Source organism: Pedobacter sp. WC2501, from assembly GCF_052682415.1.
In genome coordinates this window covers 4,630,954-4,648,524 of the sequence record NZ_JBQZFI010000001.1, presented here as the reverse complement: position 1 = coordinate 4,648,524, position 17,571 = coordinate 4,630,954, and the positions used below count along the sequence as shown (strand labels likewise).

At 38.5% G+C, this 17,571-nt stretch carries 14 protein-coding genes; 1 reads left to right on the top strand and 13 read right to left on the bottom strand.

The annotated features are described in order from the left end of the window. Positions 1-431 precede the first annotated feature (431 nt). The 11 genes from ACUN24_RS19530 to ACUN24_RS19480 all read right to left on the bottom strand — a co-directional run bounded on the left by ACUN24_RS19530 (position 432) and on the right by ACUN24_RS19480 (position 13,393). Positions 432-1,406 carry a polyprenyl synthetase family protein gene (locus ACUN24_RS19530; protein ID WP_121284980.1) on the bottom strand — a complete coding sequence of 325 codons (975 nt, stop codon included), beginning with the start codon at positions 1,404-1,406 and terminating at the stop codon, positions 432-434. A gap of 45 nt (positions 1,407-1,451) precedes the next feature. Continuing rightward, on the bottom strand, positions 1,452-3,584 hold the full coding sequence (gene rnr / locus ACUN24_RS19525; protein WP_132397006.1) for a ribonuclease R: 2,133 nt from the start codon (positions 3,582-3,584) through the stop codon (positions 1,452-1,454). 314 nt (positions 3,585-3,898) lie between these two features. Further along, positions 3,899-4,939, bottom strand: a complete 1,041-nt coding sequence (locus tag ACUN24_RS19520) for a sialidase family protein (RefSeq protein WP_445564024.1) — start codon at positions 4,937-4,939, stop codon at positions 3,899-3,901. 6 nt (positions 4,940-4,945) lie between these two features. Next, positions 4,946-6,652 (bottom strand): ABC transporter ATP-binding protein, encoded by a 1,707-nt coding sequence (locus ACUN24_RS19515; RefSeq protein ID WP_445564023.1) that lies wholly within the window; start codon positions 6,650-6,652, stop codon positions 4,946-4,948. Continuing rightward, the gene (locus ACUN24_RS19510) at positions 6,652-6,915 is read right to left on the bottom strand and encodes an Imm32 family immunity protein (RefSeq protein WP_445564022.1); all 264 of its coding nucleotides are present in this window, start codon (positions 6,913-6,915) and stop codon (positions 6,652-6,654) included. Before ACUN24_RS19510 ends, ACUN24_RS19515 begins: the two co-directional genes overlap by 1 nt. Next, the gene (locus ACUN24_RS19505; protein WP_445564021.1) at positions 6,916-7,629 is read right to left on the bottom strand and encodes a 3'-5' exonuclease; all 714 of its coding nucleotides are present in this window, start codon (positions 7,627-7,629) and stop codon (positions 6,916-6,918) included. It lies immediately after the preceding gene. A 172-nt stretch (positions 7,630-7,801) separates the two neighbouring features. Further along, positions 7,802-8,131 (bottom strand): PH domain-containing protein, encoded by a 330-nt coding sequence (locus ACUN24_RS19500; protein WP_445564020.1) that lies wholly within the window; start codon positions 8,129-8,131, stop codon positions 7,802-7,804. A 208-nt stretch (positions 8,132-8,339) separates the two neighbouring features. Continuing rightward, positions 8,340-9,236 carry a DUF72 domain-containing protein gene (locus ACUN24_RS19495; RefSeq protein WP_445564019.1) on the bottom strand — a complete coding sequence of 299 codons (897 nt, stop codon included), beginning with the start codon at positions 9,234-9,236 and terminating at the stop codon, positions 8,340-8,342. A gap of 180 nt (positions 9,237-9,416) precedes the next feature. Then, positions 9,417-10,805: an arginine decarboxylase gene (locus tag ACUN24_RS19490; protein WP_025146786.1), complete on the bottom strand. Its 1,389-nt coding sequence runs from the start codon at positions 10,803-10,805 to the stop codon at positions 9,417-9,419. 1,299 nt (positions 10,806-12,104) lie between these two features. Then, positions 12,105-12,683 (bottom strand): PhnA domain-containing protein, encoded by a 579-nt coding sequence (locus tag ACUN24_RS19485; protein ID WP_445564018.1) that lies wholly within the window; start codon positions 12,681-12,683, stop codon positions 12,105-12,107. A 395-nt stretch (positions 12,684-13,078) separates the two neighbouring features. Further along, positions 13,079-13,393 carry a hypothetical protein gene (locus ACUN24_RS19480; protein ID WP_445564017.1) on the bottom strand — a complete coding sequence of 105 codons (315 nt, stop codon included), beginning with the start codon at positions 13,391-13,393 and terminating at the stop codon, positions 13,079-13,081. Between the two features lie 290 nt (positions 13,394-13,683). On the opposite strand from ACUN24_RS19480, the gene ACUN24_RS19475 reads away from it, so the two are divergent. Then, the gene (locus ACUN24_RS19475) at positions 13,684-14,967 is read left to right on the top strand and encodes an IS4 family transposase (protein ID WP_445565126.1); all 1,284 of its coding nucleotides are present in this window, start codon (positions 13,684-13,686) and stop codon (positions 14,965-14,967) included. Positions 14,968-15,019: 52 nt separating this feature from the next. Here the strand turns inward: ACUN24_RS19475 and ctlX are convergent, their stop codons facing one another. Both ctlX and ACUN24_RS19465 read right to left on the bottom strand, forming a co-directional pair. Beyond that, the gene (gene ctlX / locus ACUN24_RS19470) at positions 15,020-15,931 is read right to left on the bottom strand and encodes a citrulline utilization hydrolase CtlX (RefSeq protein WP_445564016.1); all 912 of its coding nucleotides are present in this window, start codon (positions 15,929-15,931) and stop codon (positions 15,020-15,022) included. 181 nt (positions 15,932-16,112) lie between these two features. Further along, a complete protein-coding gene (locus tag ACUN24_RS19465) occupies positions 16,113-17,558 on the bottom strand; it encodes an arginine deiminase family protein (RefSeq protein WP_445564015.1) in 1,446 nt (481 codons plus the stop codon). Positions 17,559-17,571 lie beyond the last annotated feature (13 nt).

Sequence of the window (17,571 nt, the reverse complement as noted above, 5' to 3'; positions counted from 1 at the left end):
TAATTGTTTAAAATCAATATGGGTGACGTATAATTGTCTTCTCTTATCTCGGGGCGCGGTCTTGCCTCGGCTCGCCGCCGCCGAAGGGCTCTTTCTTTTTGGCATCAAAAAGAAACAAAAACTGCCGGCTGAAAATTTTTCTTTCGAAGCAAGTAGTTTGGCTTATGCAGTGCAGCCCGAAAAATTTGTTAGGCCGGATTTAAGTAGAACGGAGATATCGTGCTATGGCCTAGCTGGGCGGAAATACTAAAGTGATTAAAGTGTTGATTAATAGTGATTTGTGAGATAACGTCATTGATAGCGGAGTCGAAGGGCAGATTTTTTATCCAGAAAATAAACGAGGGTCTTAGCCAGACTCAGACTGGCTTAAGAGATGTCGAGTTGTCAACTTTCTGGCCTTGCTGGTTACAAAAGTTGACAACTCGTCTCAATTAATGCTCTCTTGCCATTAACTGATCAGTAAGCGTTAAGAGGTTTGATTTTCTTTCTTCACTTACGCTAATCTGCGCAAATACGGCCAGCGCTTTGTTCAGGTAATTGTTCATGCTTTCTTTAGCAATATCCTGAATATCCAAAGTATCGTAAACCTGGCGCACTGTATCTATCTTTTCCTGGGTGTTAAATTCTTTGGATGCTGTCCAGGTATCTAATGATGCTCTGGTTTCTCCATCGGCAAGCTCGAATGCCTTTAATAGCAGAAATGTTTTTTTATTGGCTATAATATCACCACCAACCTGTTTGCCAAATTTTTCCGGATCAGCGTAAACGTCTAAAATATCATCCTGTAGCTGAAAAGCAATGCCGATATTTTCGCCAAACTGATAAATTAAGTCTGCATCTTTTTCTGAAGCACCGGCGATAATTGCTCCAAGCTTTAGCGCACCGCCCAAAAGCACCGCAGTTTTTAACCTGATCATGTTGATGTATTCTTCAATGCTCACGTCATCACGACCTTCAAATTCCATATCTAACTGCTGACCTTCACAAACACCCTGAGCAGTAGCATTAAAAGTATCCAACGCATCTTTAAGAAAGATTGGATTTACTTTAGCCAGGTTTTTATTGGCCTCTACCATCATTACATCGCCACTTAATATGGCTACGTTAGTACTCCATTTTTCGTGTACAGTGGCCTGCCCTCTGCGCAATGGCGCATTATCCATAATGTCATCGTGAACGAGCGTAAAATTATGGAAAATCTCAATGGCCATTGCTGCATGAACTGATTGGTTTGCATCCTCGCCGAATAGTTCGGTGGCCATTAAAACCAACAACGGTCTTACACGCTTTCCGCCAAGGTTAATAATATAAGTAATCGGATCGTAAAGCTGTTTAGGGTGATCCGGAAGCTTTAAATTTTGTATTGCAGTATATAAAATTTGCTGTAATTGTTCTGTAGTATGCATGCTTTGCTTTGAACATTGTGTTTTCGGGCACAAATGTCTTAATTTTTAATCAGGAATTAAGGTAAAATCGATTTGACGTTTGGAAAGATCTACTTTTTTTACCCTGATCATCACTTCATCTCCAAGCTGGTATTTTTTCTTTTTGCGTTGGCCTACAATACAGTAGTTTTTCTCATCAAGTACGTAAAAATCATCTGATATGTCTCTTAAACGAATCATGCCTTCACATTTATTCTCTTCAATTTCTACATACATTCCCCACTCGGTAACGCCAGAAATAATACCTTTGTACTCCGTACCGATATTATTTTCTAAGTATTCGGCTTGTTTATATTTAATAGAGGCTCGTTCGGCATCTGCGGCCCTCTTCTCCATAGCCGAAGAATGTACGCAAGCCACTTCATAAAACTCCATGTCGGCTGATTTACCGCCGTCTAAGTAAGTTTGTAAAAGCCTATGTGCCATTACATCGGGATAACGCCGGATAGGGGAAGTAAAGTGGGTGTAATATTCGAAAGCCAGACCATAATGACTGGTTTTTTTAGTTGAATAGATTGCTTTTGCCATTGACCGGATGGCCAGCGAAGTTAAAATGTTCTGTTCTTTTTTGCCCTCCACATCGGCCATTAAATTGTTTAGCGATTTGGCAATCTCTTTATCTGATTTGGTATTGATTTTATAACCAAAGCGCGAAGCAAAAGTTGCAAAAGTATTTAAAGTTTCCATGTTTGGTGAATCGTGCACACGATAAACAAAGGTCAGTTTGTCTTTTCCTTTAGTTTTCTTGGCGATAAATTCGGCAACTTTACGGTTGGCTAAAAGCATGTAGTCTTCAATCAGTTTATGGGCATCTTTACGCTCTTTTACGTAAACACCAATGGGTTTGCCCGCTTCATCCAGTTTGAATTTAACTTCGGTACTTTCGAAACTGATGGCGCCGTTTTTGAATTTACGGTCGCGAAGGATATAGGCTAATTCGTTAAGTTTTAATATTTCCTGAGCGTAATCACCTTCCTTATTCTCAATTACTTCCTGAGCCTCTTCGTAGCTAAATCTTCTGTCTGAGTGGATTACTGTTCTGCCATACCATTCAGACTGGATGTTCGCTTGCTCATCGAGTTCGAAAACGGCAGCAAAACACAATTTATCTTCATGGGGGCGAAGTGAACATACGCCGTTGCTTAAGCGCTCAGGTAGCATGGGGATTACGCGATCGACAAGATAAACGGAAGTGGCGCGACTATATGCTTCTTTATCTAAATCAGTTCCCTGGATTACATAATGTGAAACATCAGCAATATGTACCCCAATTTCGTGATTTCCGTTAGGAAGTTTTTGATAAGAGATGGCATCATCGAAATCTTTCGCATCTGCCGGATCTATGGTAAAAGTTAATACTTTTCTAAAATCTTTTCTTTTTGCAATTTCTGCTGCAGGAATTTCTTCAGGAATGGCATTGGCTTCGCGCTCTACCTGTGGTGGAAATTCTAATGGAAAACCATACTGGGCTAAAATAGCATTCATTTCGGTATTGTTCTCGCCCTGGTTACCCAGTACGTGTTTAACAATTCCGATTGGATTTTTTGCACTTTCAGGCCAATCTGATAAGGTTACCAATACACGCTGACCGTTTTTGGCTTCGTGGGTATCCGCCAGGGGCACAAAAATATCGTGCATCATTTTTTTATCATCCGCAATTACAAATGCAAAACGATCTGATATCTTGATAACACCTGTAAAATCTGATTTTGCTCTTTTAAGGATTTCGACAACTTCACCATCGTTTTTACGACCGCTTTTCTTTGCAAAAACATAAGCCTTTACGGTATCACCATGCAATGCATTTTTGAGTTTTCGTGGAGCTACAAAAACATCTTTCTCAAATTCATCTTCCGGAATTATATATGCTGATCCATCGGCCGTCATATCAACCGTACCGATAATGAAGTTCTGCAGTTCTTTAAGTTTAAATTTACCTTTTTCTGGTTCTAAGAAAATCCCTGCACTTTTCCCTTCTTTTAAGATCTCGAGAATGGTTTCTCTTGATTCCTGATCGTTCAAATTTAATTTGGCCGAAACCTGCTTGTAATTAAGCAGCTGATTATTGTTTTTTTCAAAGACATCACTAACCAATTGATTCAGAACTAATTTTATACTTGCCGATTTTTTCTTTGCCATATGCTAAACTGAATTTACCGAAGATACAGAAAAGATGCTCAGGATGGAAAATATAGGGGATAATATGTAAAATGGATGATGGTTTATCGTTCAATAGTTCATTTGCCATTGGTTCATTACTACAGCAAACAGGCTACCTGGCTGATGGTCTAATAGCTCATAGTTAATAGCCAAGACTGGTTAGGGAAAATTGCTATTGACTATCAACGATTAACCATGAACCAAATAAATAATATCCCAGATTAAACCTTATTTCTAGCATTCATTCCATCTTATGAACTATGAACTATGAACTATGAACTATGAACTATGAACTATGGACTATGGACTAACCTGATTTCCACATAAGTAATTTTCTTTCTTTCGGCAGTATAGCTTAAATGTATGCACCCTTTTTTATCATGAATAAGGGCCGGGTAACTATACTCACCTTTATCGTGGTTTTCTAGGGTATAAATATCCTGCCAGTTTTTACCATTGGTTGATATGGCCAGTTTTAATACCGATCTGCCTTCCCACCAGTTTTTGCCTGCTGTTAACGGATTGTAAACCAGTAATTGCCGGCCATCTTTTAGCGTTACGGCATCGCTACCCGAATTTGGATTAGGCAATTGAGTAGCCTTAAGTTTTGACCAGGTTTCGCCATTATCTTCCGACCAGCTTTCTACAATCACATTCTGTCTGCTTCTGCATAATAACTGGAGTCTCCCATTAGGATAGATGAGAATAGAGGGCTGGATTACACTAAAAGTATCACAGTAAATATTGATCTTTTTCCAGTTTTTACCATCAGCATCTGATTTTTCAATATGGATTGCCCATGTTTTTTCATCTAAACTTTCCGTACTTGAAGGATAAAGAATTGTTCCATTTGGTAATTGGATAGGTTTGTTTTTGATTGGCCCTAGAAAATCTTTTGGCAATTTCTGTGCTTTAGACCATGTTTTACCGTCGTTAAGAGATGTTTTATATTCTGCCCACCAAGTTCTGGGATTTTCACCGACTTTATAGTGTAAAAATAAAGTGCCGTTTTTTGTTTTAAAAAGAACAGGATTCCAGCAGGCAAACCGGCTCGTATCGCTGACTATCCCATTTGCTATTTCGATTGGCTGACTCCATTGTGTTCCGGTTTTTATTGACGACCAGATTGCGACGTCTTTACTACCTTCATGTTTACCGCCAAACCAGGCTGCCATTATTTTTCCTTTGCCTAAATCAACCAGGGTAGAGGCGTGACAAGCCTCGAATGGAGCCTTTTCAAAAATAGTAGTCGACTGAATGATTTCCACTTTTTGCGCAGAAACGTTTAAAGAAAGAAAAATTATGGTAAAAGCAATTGAAAGATATTTAAGCATTTTCTATTATTGGTGTCCTGGTATAGCCTCAATTAGTTTTTGGGTATAAGCTGCTTTTGGCGCATAAAATATCTGCTCTGGAAAACCTTCTTCTTCAATTTTTCCTTTATTCATCACTAAAATTCGGTCTGAAATATGCTTTACAACCGCCAGATCATGAGAAATGAAGATATAAGTGAGTCCAAATTCGCGTTGAAGATCTTTGATGAGGTTTAAAACCTGCGCCTGAACGGAAACATCTAAGGCAGATACCGATTCGTCGCAAATGATAAATTTAGGTTGCAAAGCCAAAGCCCTGGCAATAACCACACGCTGCCTTTGTCCGCCGCTAAATTCATGTGGATATCGGTTAAAATGTTCTTCTTTTAAGCCAACTTTATCAAGCAACTCCAGGACTTTTTGTTTACGCTCGTTATCGTTACGGTATAATTTATGCACCTGTAATGGCTCTAAAATCGATTGACCGATACTCAACTTTGGATTTAATGAAGCATAAGGATCCTGGAAAATGATTTGAATGTCTTTCCTTAATTTACGCAGGTCATTTCTTGAAATGTGTGTAATGTCTTCGCCATTAAATATGATTTCGCCGGATGTTGGCTGGATTAATCTTAAAATGGTGCGGCCCAGTGTAGTTTTACCACAACCTGATTCACCAACCAGACCTAAGGTTTCGCCAGGAAAAACCTCAAAATTCAACTGGTCAACGGCTTTAACATAATCAGTCGTTTTGCCGAAAAGGCCGTTGTGGATAGGATACCAGGTACACAGGTCTTTAATCTGAAGTAAAGGTTTCTGGGCGTAAAGTTTCTCCCTCCGTGCGGCTATTTCAGTTGTTGTTAGTTGGTTTGAAGCCTGTAAATGCGCCGAAGCATCATCAATTTTTCCGGTAAGGAAATCGGCTACCACAAGCAATTTTTTTAATTGTAGGCGAGGTGAGGGGCGACAGGCAAGCAAACCTTTGGTATATGGATGTTGCGGATTTTCGAAAATAGATTTCGCTGGGCCTTGCTCTACAATTTCACCTTTGTACATTACAGCAACTTCGTCGGCAATTTCATTTACTACACCCAGGTCATGCGAAATGAAGATCATCGCCATGTTCCGTTCCTGTTTCAGTTTTAACAGGAGCTGTAAAATCGTTTTCTGAACGGTTACATCTAGTGCCGTGGTAGGTTCATCGGCTATTAATAATTTCGGATCGCAACTTAAAGCCATGGCAATCATTACCCTCTGCTTTTGTCCGCCCGATATTTGATGTGGGTAACTATCAAATATTTTTTCTGGCCGGGGTAACTGCACTTCGTTAAACAGTGCAATGGTATGTTTTCTCGCTTCTGCTTTATCTACTTTCCGATGCAACATGATGGCTTCCGCTACCTGGTATCCGCAGGTAAAAACGGGGTTAAGCGATGTCATGGGTTCCTGAAAAATCATAGAAATCTGGTTTCCCCTGATCTGGCGGATTTCGTTCGAGCTGAGATTGAGCAGGCTAATCTCTTCAAAATCTATTTCTCCGGTTATTTTTGCCACACGTTCATCATGCAAGCGCATAATGGAGAAAGAGGTAACTGATTTTCCAGAACCAGATTCGCCAACAATACCTAAAACAGTTCCTTTTTTTACATTAAAACTGACCTGTTTTACAGCTTTAAACCAGGTTTTTTCTTCCTGGTTATAAAAATCGATATTTAGGTTTTCTACGTTTAGCATCAAATTTTTGAAATAATAAGCTCAATTGAATCTGCCTCCAAACTATCGTAATCGTCTAAATGATAGTGACAACCAATTGGGGTTTCATCTTGTGCTAAGGAAAGTAGCTGTTTTGCAAGTGAAATGAGTCCTGCTTTATTCGCCTGAATTTGGATTTGATTTTCAATAATATCTGTTTTAAGAATGAACCCATTTACCCAGCTAGATTGCAATCCTACCTCATCATTATATTTTGGGACTTCCAGTTTTACTTCGATCATCATTTAGGTTACAATGGTAATGTTTTCTGCCGGAATTATATCCATCCCTTTAAATTTTAACAACACCTGTGCGGTAGTAATTACATCTTTCTGGCAATAGGTTACAATTCTATCGAGATTTTTTTCTTCATAATAAACTTGTCTTACCTGCGCACCGTTGATATCATCCTTAGGTGTTGGAATATCTAAAATAGCGGCCAAAAGGTTTAAGGAAGTAAAATGTTTGTAATCGCCGAATTTCCAAAGTTCCATCGTATCGATGTGGTTAATCTCCCAGGGTTTTTTACCCGAAAGCTGTAATTGAACCGGAATTTCTATGCCGTTAACCAATAACCGTCGGCATAAATAAGGAAAATCGAATTCTTTTCCATTGTGCGCACAGAACATCAAAGTCGGCGTTTGTTTACTCAATAAGGCAGAAAACTGGTGCAGCATTTCTTTTTCATCGTGGCCAAAAATAGATTTGATGCGCAATGAAGCAGATTTGCCCTGAATACTGAAAATACCCAGGCTGATGCAGATAATCTTACCGAATTCAGCCATAATGCCTGCTTTTTCGTAAAATTCTTCAGGACTTTGATCGGAACTCCTTTGATAATGTGTTTTCTGCTCCCAAAGTTCCTGGAAATGAGGTGGTACATCCTGAAAAGATGGATATTGTGGAACAGTTTCGATGTCGATAACCATTACTTGATTGAGATCTAAAGCCTTTAGCATACATAGATAGTTTTCAGTTAACAATTTACAATTTTCTGTTCATAGTTATAGCCATCATAAACTATTATTTTGTTGGCCTTCTTGTTTTCAGATGATTCGTTACAATCATTGATTAAATTGAACAGCTTTGTATTAAGGCTGATTTCTGGATCCTAATCTATCGACTTAGCAATTATTTCTGTCGTTGGAGGTTGATTATTTGGTTGTAAACATTTTTTACATCTTCAATAAACTCAAGGCACGGTGGCTGCTTTACACCCGGCCATTCTATCCCCTGCATCATGGAATTTCTAAAGTCAGTTGATCCTAATGTAATGGTTCCGCTATCGTCAGATTTTTGATTAATTGTGATGTCACTTAGGGTTCTGATGTTTAATGACTTGATTTCTCTGCTAAATATTCCGCTCTTAATAATAATTCTGTCTGAAGTAATTCCGTAAACGGTATTTGCTCTCTTTTTTGCATCAATGAAAAATCTTCCTACAGTAATGTATAGTCCCATTAAAACAAATGGAATACCCCAAAGCTTAAAGAAAAAAGGAGCATCAGTTGTAATGACACTTGTTATACGTTGGTCGGGATTTGTAATCCCGACTTGAGAACACTAAGGTGGATTATAAATCCACAACTCTTTCAGTCGAGATTGTAAATCTCGACTAACATTATTTTAAACCTCGCAGGTTTTTAAAACCTGCGAGGTTTTTGATAGATTAAAACAAGCTTGGCGAAGCCTGACTCGCCATTATCGGAATCTTTAAATCAGTGCCTACCGCTTTATTAAGTTTCTCGGTAAAATAGGCTGAAAATAGCGGAGACGAAAGTTCCACATTTTGGTGTACAAAGAAATACAGATGCTGTAAGCCTTGCGCTTTCCAGTCCACAATTCTTTCAATCCAGTCATCTAAACGTTTTTTATCGATTTTATCATCATTGGCGCCTACAAAACGTACAAAAGCAGTTGGCGTAGTTAAACGCATGTGTAACATGTCTCTTCTGCCCGAAGTATCGACAATGATGTTGGTTATACCATTATCTTCGAAAAGTTTGGCAAATTCATTCGCAATGGCGGGGTTGGTAAACCATTCCGTATTTCTCACTTCAACACCCAGTGGAATTACCTTTGGAAATTCGTTGATCATGATTTTTAACCGTTCGAAATCCTTGGGTTTAAAGTTATCGTGCAATTGGAGAAAAGCCATTCCTAGTTTATCTTCAAAATTACTGATGGCATCACAATACTGCTCTACGGGTTCCTTAACGTTGATCAACCTTTTAAAGTGACTGATCGTATTGGTTAGTTTAGGAAAGAATTTAAAATCTGCAGGTGTCTTTTGTGTCCACGTAATTACCTGCTCGCGGGTAGGCATGCCGTAAAAAGTGGCATTCAATTCAATTGAATTAAACTGGGTAGAATAATAAGTCAATTCATCCTTTGTCCCTTTTGGATAAAAACCTTTCAAATCGGCTTTATTCCATTTAGCGCAACCCACGTAAGCTTGGAAAGATTGTTTAGGCTTATTTGCGGCTAAAATTGCTGCTGTTTCAGGAGCATCAGCAGGAAGGGTATAATCTATAATCGAAGGATCGTCTACTTTACCGAATTGCATTTTTTTAGGTTTTAGGTGTAAGGTAAAAGGTTTAAGGCAAAAAAATACCTTAGCTTATTCAACTAAGGTATTTATATATTGTAAAAATAAGAAACTTGTGCTTTGCTTTAGCTATTGTGGAAAGTTTATGGTTTCCATATTTCCAAATGGAGAACTGAAAATTGCCAACTGGAAACTGACTTAGTAACCCAGAATTTTCAACACCTGTTTACTATTTTGCTCCTCTCCAAAAACCTCAAAATTGAAACTTTCATCGCGGTTTCTGCGGATTAAAACATGTTTCGGGCTTGGTAACAAACAGTGGTGAATACCACCATAACCACTCAACACTTCCTGGTAAGCACCAGTGTGGAAGAAACCTAAATACTGTACTTTACGCGTTTTAGGCATAAATACACTGTTCATGTGTGCTTCTTGGTTGTAATAATCCTGTCCATCACAGGTAATACCACCTAAGTTAACCCGTTCGTACTCTGCATCCCAATTGTTGATTGGTAATAAAATATATTTTTGGTTCAAAGCCCAGACATCAGGTAAATTGGTGATGAAAGATCCATCTAACATTAACCAACGCTCACGGTCGTTCTGTTGTTTACGACCCAGTACTTTATAAAGGATACCAGAAGCCTCCGCAACCGTATATTTTCCAAATTCTGTAATAATATCTGGTTCCATTACCTCGTGGATGGCACAGATTTCTTTAATCCTTTTCACAATTTCGTTTACCATGTATTCGTAATCGAAATCGAACACCAGCGAATCTTTAAATGGCATACCACCACCAATATCCAGCGTATCTAAATCAGGATTGATTTTTTTGAATTTGCAATAAAGGGTTACATATTTCTCTAACTCGTTCCAGTAATATGGCGAATCGGTAATACCCGAGTTGATGAAAAAGTGTAACAACTTAACCCTGAAATTAGGGTTATGCACGATTTTATTGTTGTAAAAATCGATAATATCTTCCATACGTACACCCAAACGCGAAGTATAAAACTGCGAGTCGGGCTGCTCTTCAGCGGCAATACGGATCCCTAAATTACAAGGAGTATCAATATCAACCTCATCATCAAAAAGATTAAACTCCTCTTTGTTGTCTAAAACCGGGATAATATTGGTATAACCATCGTGCAACATATCAATGATATATTGTTTGTACTGGTAGGTTTTAAAGCCATTGCAGATGATAGTGGTATCTTTCGTTAATACACCTTTTTTCTCTAAAGCATCAACCATTGGCATATCAAAAGCCGAAGAAGTTTCCAGGTGGATGTTATTTTTTAACGCTTCTTCTACAATATGCTTAAAATGTGAGCTTTTTGTACAGTAGCAATATTTGTAATCGCCACGATAATTGTTCTTTAAAATAGCGGTCTGGAAAAGAATCTTCGCCTGCTGAATCTTCTTACTTACCATCGGTAAATACGTGAAACGTAGGGGAGTACCGTAAGTTTCGATCATTTCCATCAGGTTTAAATCCTGAAAATATAACTCATCATCTATAACATCAAAGCCTTCCTGTGGAAAACCAACGCTTAGATCGAGAAATTCTGAGTAACTCTGCATTTACTTTTAAATAATTTTTGCAAAAATGTAATTTTAAATCGAGAATTAAACGGTATTGAAAATATTTTTACTGTAAGGAAACGTTTAGCCTGATTACGATCTGGTCTTAACGTCTCGCTTAGCCTGCTACTGGTCTTAGCGTCTCGCTAAGACTTTCCAATAAATTGTTTAAAAGACTAAATAAGAATAATATTTAACTGATATTTTGGAAAGCAGGTTCCTGTTTTTATAGGTTGGGGTTGGCCCTGCTCTCCAATTACTCGTTGCACTCGTGTTCGTTCCGATCAGGTTTAATTAAATTGGACTGGTGCTGCTATGTTTTAATAGCGAGTGCATCTGTTCGCTGGGTTTTCCGTGCGTTCCGCGCTTCCGTGACAAAATACAATGGTCCGTGGAGACACGAACCACGGCGAGGAGAATAATATTTAACTGATATTTTGGAAAGCAGGTTCCTGTTTTATAGGTTTGGGGTTAGCCCTGCTCTCCAATTACTCGTTGCACTCGTGTTCGTTCCGATCAGGTTTAATTAAATTGGACTGGTGCTGCTATGTTTTAATAGCGAGTGCATTCTATTCGGTGGGTTTTCCGTGCGTTCCGCGCTTCCGTGGCAATAATACAGTGGTTCGTGGAGACACGAACCACGGCAGGGAGAATAATATTTAACTGATAATTTGGAAAGCAGGTTCCTGTTTTTATAGGTTGGGGTTGGCCCTGCTCTCCACTTTACTCTTTGCACTCGTGTTCGTTCCGATCAGGTTTAATTAAATTGGACTGGTGCTGCTATGTTTTAATAGCGAGTGCATCTATTCGGTGGGTTTTCCGTGCGTTCCGCGCTTCCGTGGCAATAATACAGTGGTTCGTGGAGACACGAACCACGGCGAGGAGAATAATATTTAACTGATATTTTGGAAAGCAGGTTCCTGTTTTTATAGGTTGGGGTTGGCCCTGCTCTCCACTTTACTCGTTGCACTCGTGTTCGTTCCGATCAGGTTTATTTAAATTGGGCTGGTGCTGCTATGTTTTAATAGCGAGTGCATCTGTTCGCTGGGTTTTCCGTGCGTTCTGCGCTTCCTTGGCAATAATACAATGGTTCGTGGAGACACGAGCCACGGCGAGGGGAATAATATTTAACTGATAATTTGGAAAGCAGGTTCCTGTTTTATAGGTTGGGGTTGGCCCTGCTCTCCACCTTACTCGTTGCACCCGTGTTCGTTCCGATCAGGTTTAGTTGACATGAAAAGCACCGTGTTGCTATTTGGGTTTGATAGCTAGTAGTCTAATCAATCACCAAATAATGCGTTATCCTTTGCGGAGATATTTGGTTAAAATTACAATGGTTTGTCCTTCAACTTTGCCTTCAATTTGTTCGGTATTATCATGAACTAACCGGATATTTTTAACTACAGTACCCAGTTTAGCGCTCAAAGTGGAGCCTTTAACATCCAGAGTTTTAACCAAAACTACGGTATCGCCTTCAAATAAACGCGTGCCGTTGCTGTCCTGATGAAATTCTACTGTTCCGTCTTGCTCATGGTCGCCGGTTTTTTTAGCCCACTCCAAAGTTTCATCTTCAAGGTATAAAATATCCAGACTATCTGCTGCCCATCCTTCATTTCTTAATCTACTTAACATTCTCCAGGCAACAACCTGTATCGGGGCAAATTCCGACCACATGGTTTCTGTTAATATTTTCCAATGGTTTGGTGCAAGCTGTTCTGTTTTTTCAATCTGGTCTAAACAGGTTTTACAAACTAAAATACTGTTATCACTATTGGCATTGCTGGTTGGTGGCACTTCGTATACTGATAAATTGGTTTCAGCGGTGCATAGTTCGCATTTATTGCCCGAACGGGTCTGTAATTCTTGTGCTAAAGACATCTTGATACTGGATTTTTGGCGAAAATAATAAAACTAATTGGAATAAGCAGGCATTGTGATGTAGACAATATTGCAGAATCTTGGTCTTATAATTTAAAGACTATGTTTTATAGAAAGGAATATTTGCTGATGATTTGGAAAGCAGGTTCCTGTTTTTATCGGTTTCAGTAGTCCTGCTCTTCACTTTACTCGTTGCACTCGTGTTCGTTCCGATCAGGTTTATTAAATTACTGCCGTGCTGCTATTTAAGGTTTAATAGCGAGTGTGCATTTATCAGATGGGGTTTTCCGTGCGTTCTCCGAGCTTCCGTGGCAAAAATAAAAATGGCTGGGAGATGTGAACCACGGCGAGGATAGATAACCCCATAGTTGGTGGATTACTAAACAATAGTTTTATTAACCTTTTATAATTCGTTTGTTTGTCTCCACATCCTTTTTAAACTTTTCTGTCCATTCTTTTAAGCTCAAAGCCATTTCCTCTTTTTCGCTATCAAATATTATCCAAACATTTGTAACTGTTGAGAGCTTAATCAATGTGGCGATATCAGCTTCACTGATGTAAGACTGTCCATATTTCCTTTCTCCATTTATTACAGCATGCCATAAAACATATTCTAAATTCTGCATCCAACCAGCAGAATAGCATTTTTCTGAGATTCCACTCATGAATGCAGCCAAATGCAGTTCTTTTTCAGTTAAATCTGATTCCATTGATAAGTAAAATTATGATACTTCCGTGTTCTTCGGGTGTTTCAGTCCGAACTGCTTGACAGTCTTAGCAAAAATACAATGGTTCGTGGAGACACGAACCACGGCGAGGGGGAGGAGAAAGCAGGTTCCCAGTCCCAAGGTTGGTGGCTCAACAACCTCATGTATATTATTTCGCTTGGCTGGTGGGCCACCAATGTTATTAACTTAGTGTTTTAAATATTTGAAAATCAAATTATTATGTTGATATTTAACTATTAAACAAGTAAAGTAAATGAGTATAATTTCTTCGAATCAAAAATTGGAGCAACATAAAGTGGCTCCTAAAAAAAACATTTGATTTCATTCAGGATAAAAACAGTTTTTCCCAATACCTTAAAGAACCAATCTTTTTTACCCGTAAGCGGAGTTTAAGCTTCCCTGTTGTTGTATCTATCGTATTAAATCTTTTTAAAGAATCTGTAGAGTATAATCTTTCTACAATTTTGCCTAGTTTATCCTCAAAAGCGGTAACAGGTGCAGCTTTTTCTAAGGCTCGATATAAAATATCCATCTCCTTTTTTAAGGATCTGAACAAAATACTGGCAGATTACCACAAACAGAACCCTTCACAACTTTGGAGGGGATATCAATTGATTGCCGGTGATGGCTCTACTGTTGGGTTACCACCTTCCAGGCAGATAAAAGACTTTTTTGGAATCTATTCAGAAAAAGGTGGTAGTGTAAAAAGTTGTTTAGCACAGATTTTTATGTTTTATGATGTTTTTAGTGGGGCAATTCTTTCTAAAAGGATATCAAAGATGGAGAAAACAGAAAAAACACTTTTTGATGCATGCATTGAAGAACTCCCAGGCCGTAAATCCATAGTTATTTTAGACCGGGGGTTTGGATATTTTCATATCTGCAAAAGCCTTTACGCAGTAAAACAGAATTTCTGCATTCGCATAAGCACCGCTCAGTCCTGTTTTGCAAAACGGATAACCCAACAGACTGAAAACGATTTTATAACAGAGTGGGATCCAAGCCCAAATGAAAGAAAATCCTGTTTAAAACATGGGTTAAATACTGAAAAAATCGTTGTTAGGGTTACAAAAATCCAATTGAAAACTGGAGAGATAGAAATACTTGTTTCTTCCTTATTTGATATGAATGATATCTGCACAGAGAATATGAAAGTGCTTTATGGCCTAAGATGGCCTGTAGAAGAAGGCTTTAAAAAACTAAAACCAAAGATGAAACTAGAGCAGTTTGGTTGTCGAAAACCTGATGGAATATTCCAGGAGTTTGAAGCACATATATTTATGATGAATCTGGTAGCTTTATTAGGCATCCAGGCACAGCAGGAGATCGACAAGAACAAAAAAAGAAAACTAAAATATAAATACAATTGGCAAAATGCTTTCAGGTTTGTTAGAAAAGTAATTATCCAAATACTAAATACGCTAAACCCAGAGCATATCATTCAATCTCTTATTAAACTAATAGCATCTTCTAAAATACCCATAAAACCAGACAGAAGCTTTATTAGGGTAACATTTAAAAAGAGGAAAAACAGAGCTCACCAAACATATAAATAGCTTAAGTTAATAGCATTGGGTGGGCCACCAGCCAAGGATATTAGGTAATAAACTATTTAATAGGCAAATGTATTTCTGCCAGCATACATCTTGCGCTACCACCACCATTTTTTTCAATGGTGTAAAGTGGTGCATAAATAATTCTGCTGTATTGTTCTAATGCAGCAATCTGCTCAGCAGTTAAAGATAAAAAAGCCTGTTCCGACATCACCAATAAACTTTCGTCCTCGGCATTACTTACCTGCAGCATATTGCCTGCAAATTTGTTCATCTGTTCCAGGCTGATTTCGATGATTTCTTTTCCGGTGCCTTTTAAACTAATGGTTACATTTAACCTTTCATCAGGATCTTTAATCGAATCCAGGCAGATTACTGCAAAACGATCGCCAATGCACATCATCACATTGGTATGGTAAATCGGGAAATTTGATCCATCTACCGCCTGGAAAGCAACTGGCTCGTATCCGGTGAGCATGCAAAAATTGTTTAGCACTTCTTCGTCTGTGCGCACACTTAAGCAGGCGTATGCAATTTTATTGGTTCGGTCTAGTACCATGCTTCCCGTACCCTCTAAAAACGCATGTTGTTGTTCATAAAAGCTTAAATCGCTGATGTGGTTAACTTCAAAATGGTCTTTCAATCCTTCCAATATTTCATTTCTGCGCTCTAACCTGCGGTTTTCGGAAAACATCGGGTAAAGATATACCGAACCATCATCGTGGAAAGAAACCCAATTGTTCGGAAAAATAGAATCAGGTGTTTCAGGTTCTAAAGTATCATCTACCACAGTTACATCAACATTGTTTTTTCTTAATAAATCAACAAAGGCATCAAACTCTTTTAAGGCTTCTGTTTGCACATTGGTTTCAGTAGATGCAATTTGAAACATGTTATTTCCGGCCGTTTGCTCGTTGAATTTAAAATCAACAGGGCGGATCATGAGGATATGGTTGGTAGATTGCATAAAGGTAAGAGGTATAAGGCATGAGGTTTAAGGTAGACCTATATCGCCTGTTTAATTACTTATTATATTTCTAGTTATGGTTCGATTTGTTATGAAAGATAATTATTTTTGATTTATGAGAAAATTGAATTTTTAAAGCATTGAGTTTTATCCTTAAACCCTATACCTTACGCCCTAAACCTCAAATATTGTCTCTCAAAACGGGTAAACTCATACAATGGAAACCACCTCTGGCGCGTGATAATTCTGCCGAAGGCATTAAAATCAAGGTATCGGTTATGGTTTCAGCATTTACTTTGCCGTTTTCTAAATCCTGGATCAAATCTTTCACATCAACCACATCAAAGCCAGCAGTTTTAAAGGCTTCAACAGTTTTATCGTTTCTATCGTAACCTAAAACCACACCTTCTTTAATCGCTAAAAGGTTACATGAATCTGTCCATTGTTCTCTCGAATCATAAGGGAACTGGTTATTTCCGCTGTAGATAATCTGAGTGGGTTCAGTGCTTTTTAAGTCGTTCTGGCTAATGTCGTTTAATAAAGCTTCTACATGTTCGAAATGTTTCGGTTCCTGTGGATTGGCTTTTGTAAACTGGATAGCAGTGGTGGCCTCTAATTTTTCTGGTTCTTTTAAAAAGTTGATCGGCTCGTAAGGATTATATTTTGGTGAATGGGCAATGGAATTCAAAATTACCCAGGTATTGCGTTTAACCTGTGTAAAAACGGTATCCAGGTGCATATAGTCTCGTTTGCTTGGTATTTTTACCACGGTAACTTTTTCTACCACATTCTGATCGAACAACAATTTAATCGCTTCATTGGCACCATGTTCAGAAGTTCTTTCGCTACAGCCAATCAATACGTGGTTAGGACTCACCATCATTACGTCGCCACCTTCTAAAGTAGTACTAAACGCAGGTTCATCGCCCGGGCGTAAAAAGTGCATGGTCACGTCCGGAATTTCGAGAATATTATTGCGGTAACCTTCAAACAAAGGGTGGTTGAAGAAAATATAACGCATTAAAAGTGTTTCGCGCACACGGGCTTTTTTTGCCGGTTTGTTTAACAGGATGTGGTTGTTAATGGTTATGCCCACATCTCTCGTGAAAATTAAATTGGGGATGGGCGCAAAAATCATGGTATCGTTGGCTAATGTTCCGGAGATAAAAATCTCTGCCAATTGTTTCGGATCGGTATTCGTTAATTCCAATTGAACTTTATAAGTACAACCTTCAATCGCACAAACAGCAGCAACCAGTTTTTTACGGATGGATTCGTCCTCCAGCATTTCACTTAAGAGGTTCTGAATCTCGATTACCGATTTAGAATTGTGGAAGTCTGGGTGGTTAGGTTTATAATAATTACGGTTGGATGCTTCCGAATCTATTTCAGCCAGTTTTCCTTTTATCTTATCAGGATCAAGAAAATACATCAACAGTTTAATATAATAATCGTATTCGCCTTTACGGATGGTATCTAAATGGACAATATCTTCGAAAAGCCAATCTTGCGCCTTTGAGGGTACTACTTTGCCTAATCCACTATCAGGACTATGTATTAATAATTTACGCAATCTGCCGATTTCGGTGGTTACGCTCACTTTAAAATTGGGGTTCTGCTCGCTCATAAAAAAGTTAGTT

Excerpts from the sequence above, each read along its gene's own strand:
- ACUN24_RS19530 (WP_121284980.1), bottom strand. The coding sequence starts at position 1,406 with ATGCATACTACAGAACAATTACAGCAAATTTTATATACTGCAATACAA.
- rnr (WP_132397006.1), bottom strand. The coding sequence starts at position 3,584 with ATGGCAAAGAAAAAATCGGCAAGTATAAAATTAGTTCTGAATCAATTG.
- ACUN24_RS19520 (WP_445564024.1), bottom strand. The coding sequence starts at position 4,939 with ATGCTTAAATATCTTTCAATTGCTTTTACCATAATTTTTCTTTCTTTA.
- ACUN24_RS19515 (WP_445564023.1), bottom strand. The coding sequence starts at position 6,652 with ATGCTAAACGTAGAAAACCTAAATATCGATTTTTATAACCAGGAAGAA.
- ACUN24_RS19510 (WP_445564022.1), bottom strand. The coding sequence starts at position 6,915 with ATGATGATCGAAGTAAAACTGGAAGTCCCAAAATATAATGATGAGGTA.
- ACUN24_RS19505 (WP_445564021.1), bottom strand. The coding sequence starts at position 7,629 with ATGCTAAAGGCTTTAGATCTCAATCAAGTAATGGTTATCGACATCGAA.
- ACUN24_RS19500 (WP_445564020.1), bottom strand. The coding sequence starts at position 8,131 with ATGGGACTATACATTACTGTAGGAAGATTTTTCATTGATGCAAAAAAG.
- ACUN24_RS19495 (WP_445564019.1), bottom strand. The coding sequence starts at position 9,236 with ATGCAATTCGGTAAAGTAGACGATCCTTCGATTATAGATTATACCCTT.
- ACUN24_RS19490 (WP_025146786.1), bottom strand. The coding sequence starts at position 10,805 with ATGCAGAGTTACTCAGAATTTCTCGATCTAAGCGTTGGTTTTCCACAG.
- ACUN24_RS19485 (WP_445564018.1), bottom strand. The coding sequence starts at position 12,683 with ATGTCTTTAGCACAAGAATTACAGACCCGTTCGGGCAATAAATGCGAA.
- ACUN24_RS19480 (WP_445564017.1), bottom strand. The coding sequence starts at position 13,393 with ATGGAATCAGATTTAACTGAAAAAGAACTGCATTTGGCTGCATTCATG.
- ctlX (WP_445564016.1), bottom strand. The coding sequence starts at position 15,931 with ATGCAATCTACCAACCATATCCTCATGATCCGCCCTGTTGATTTTAAA.
- ACUN24_RS19465 (WP_445564015.1), bottom strand. The coding sequence starts at position 17,558 with ATGAGCGAGCAGAACCCCAATTTTAAAGTGAGCGTAACCACCGAAATC.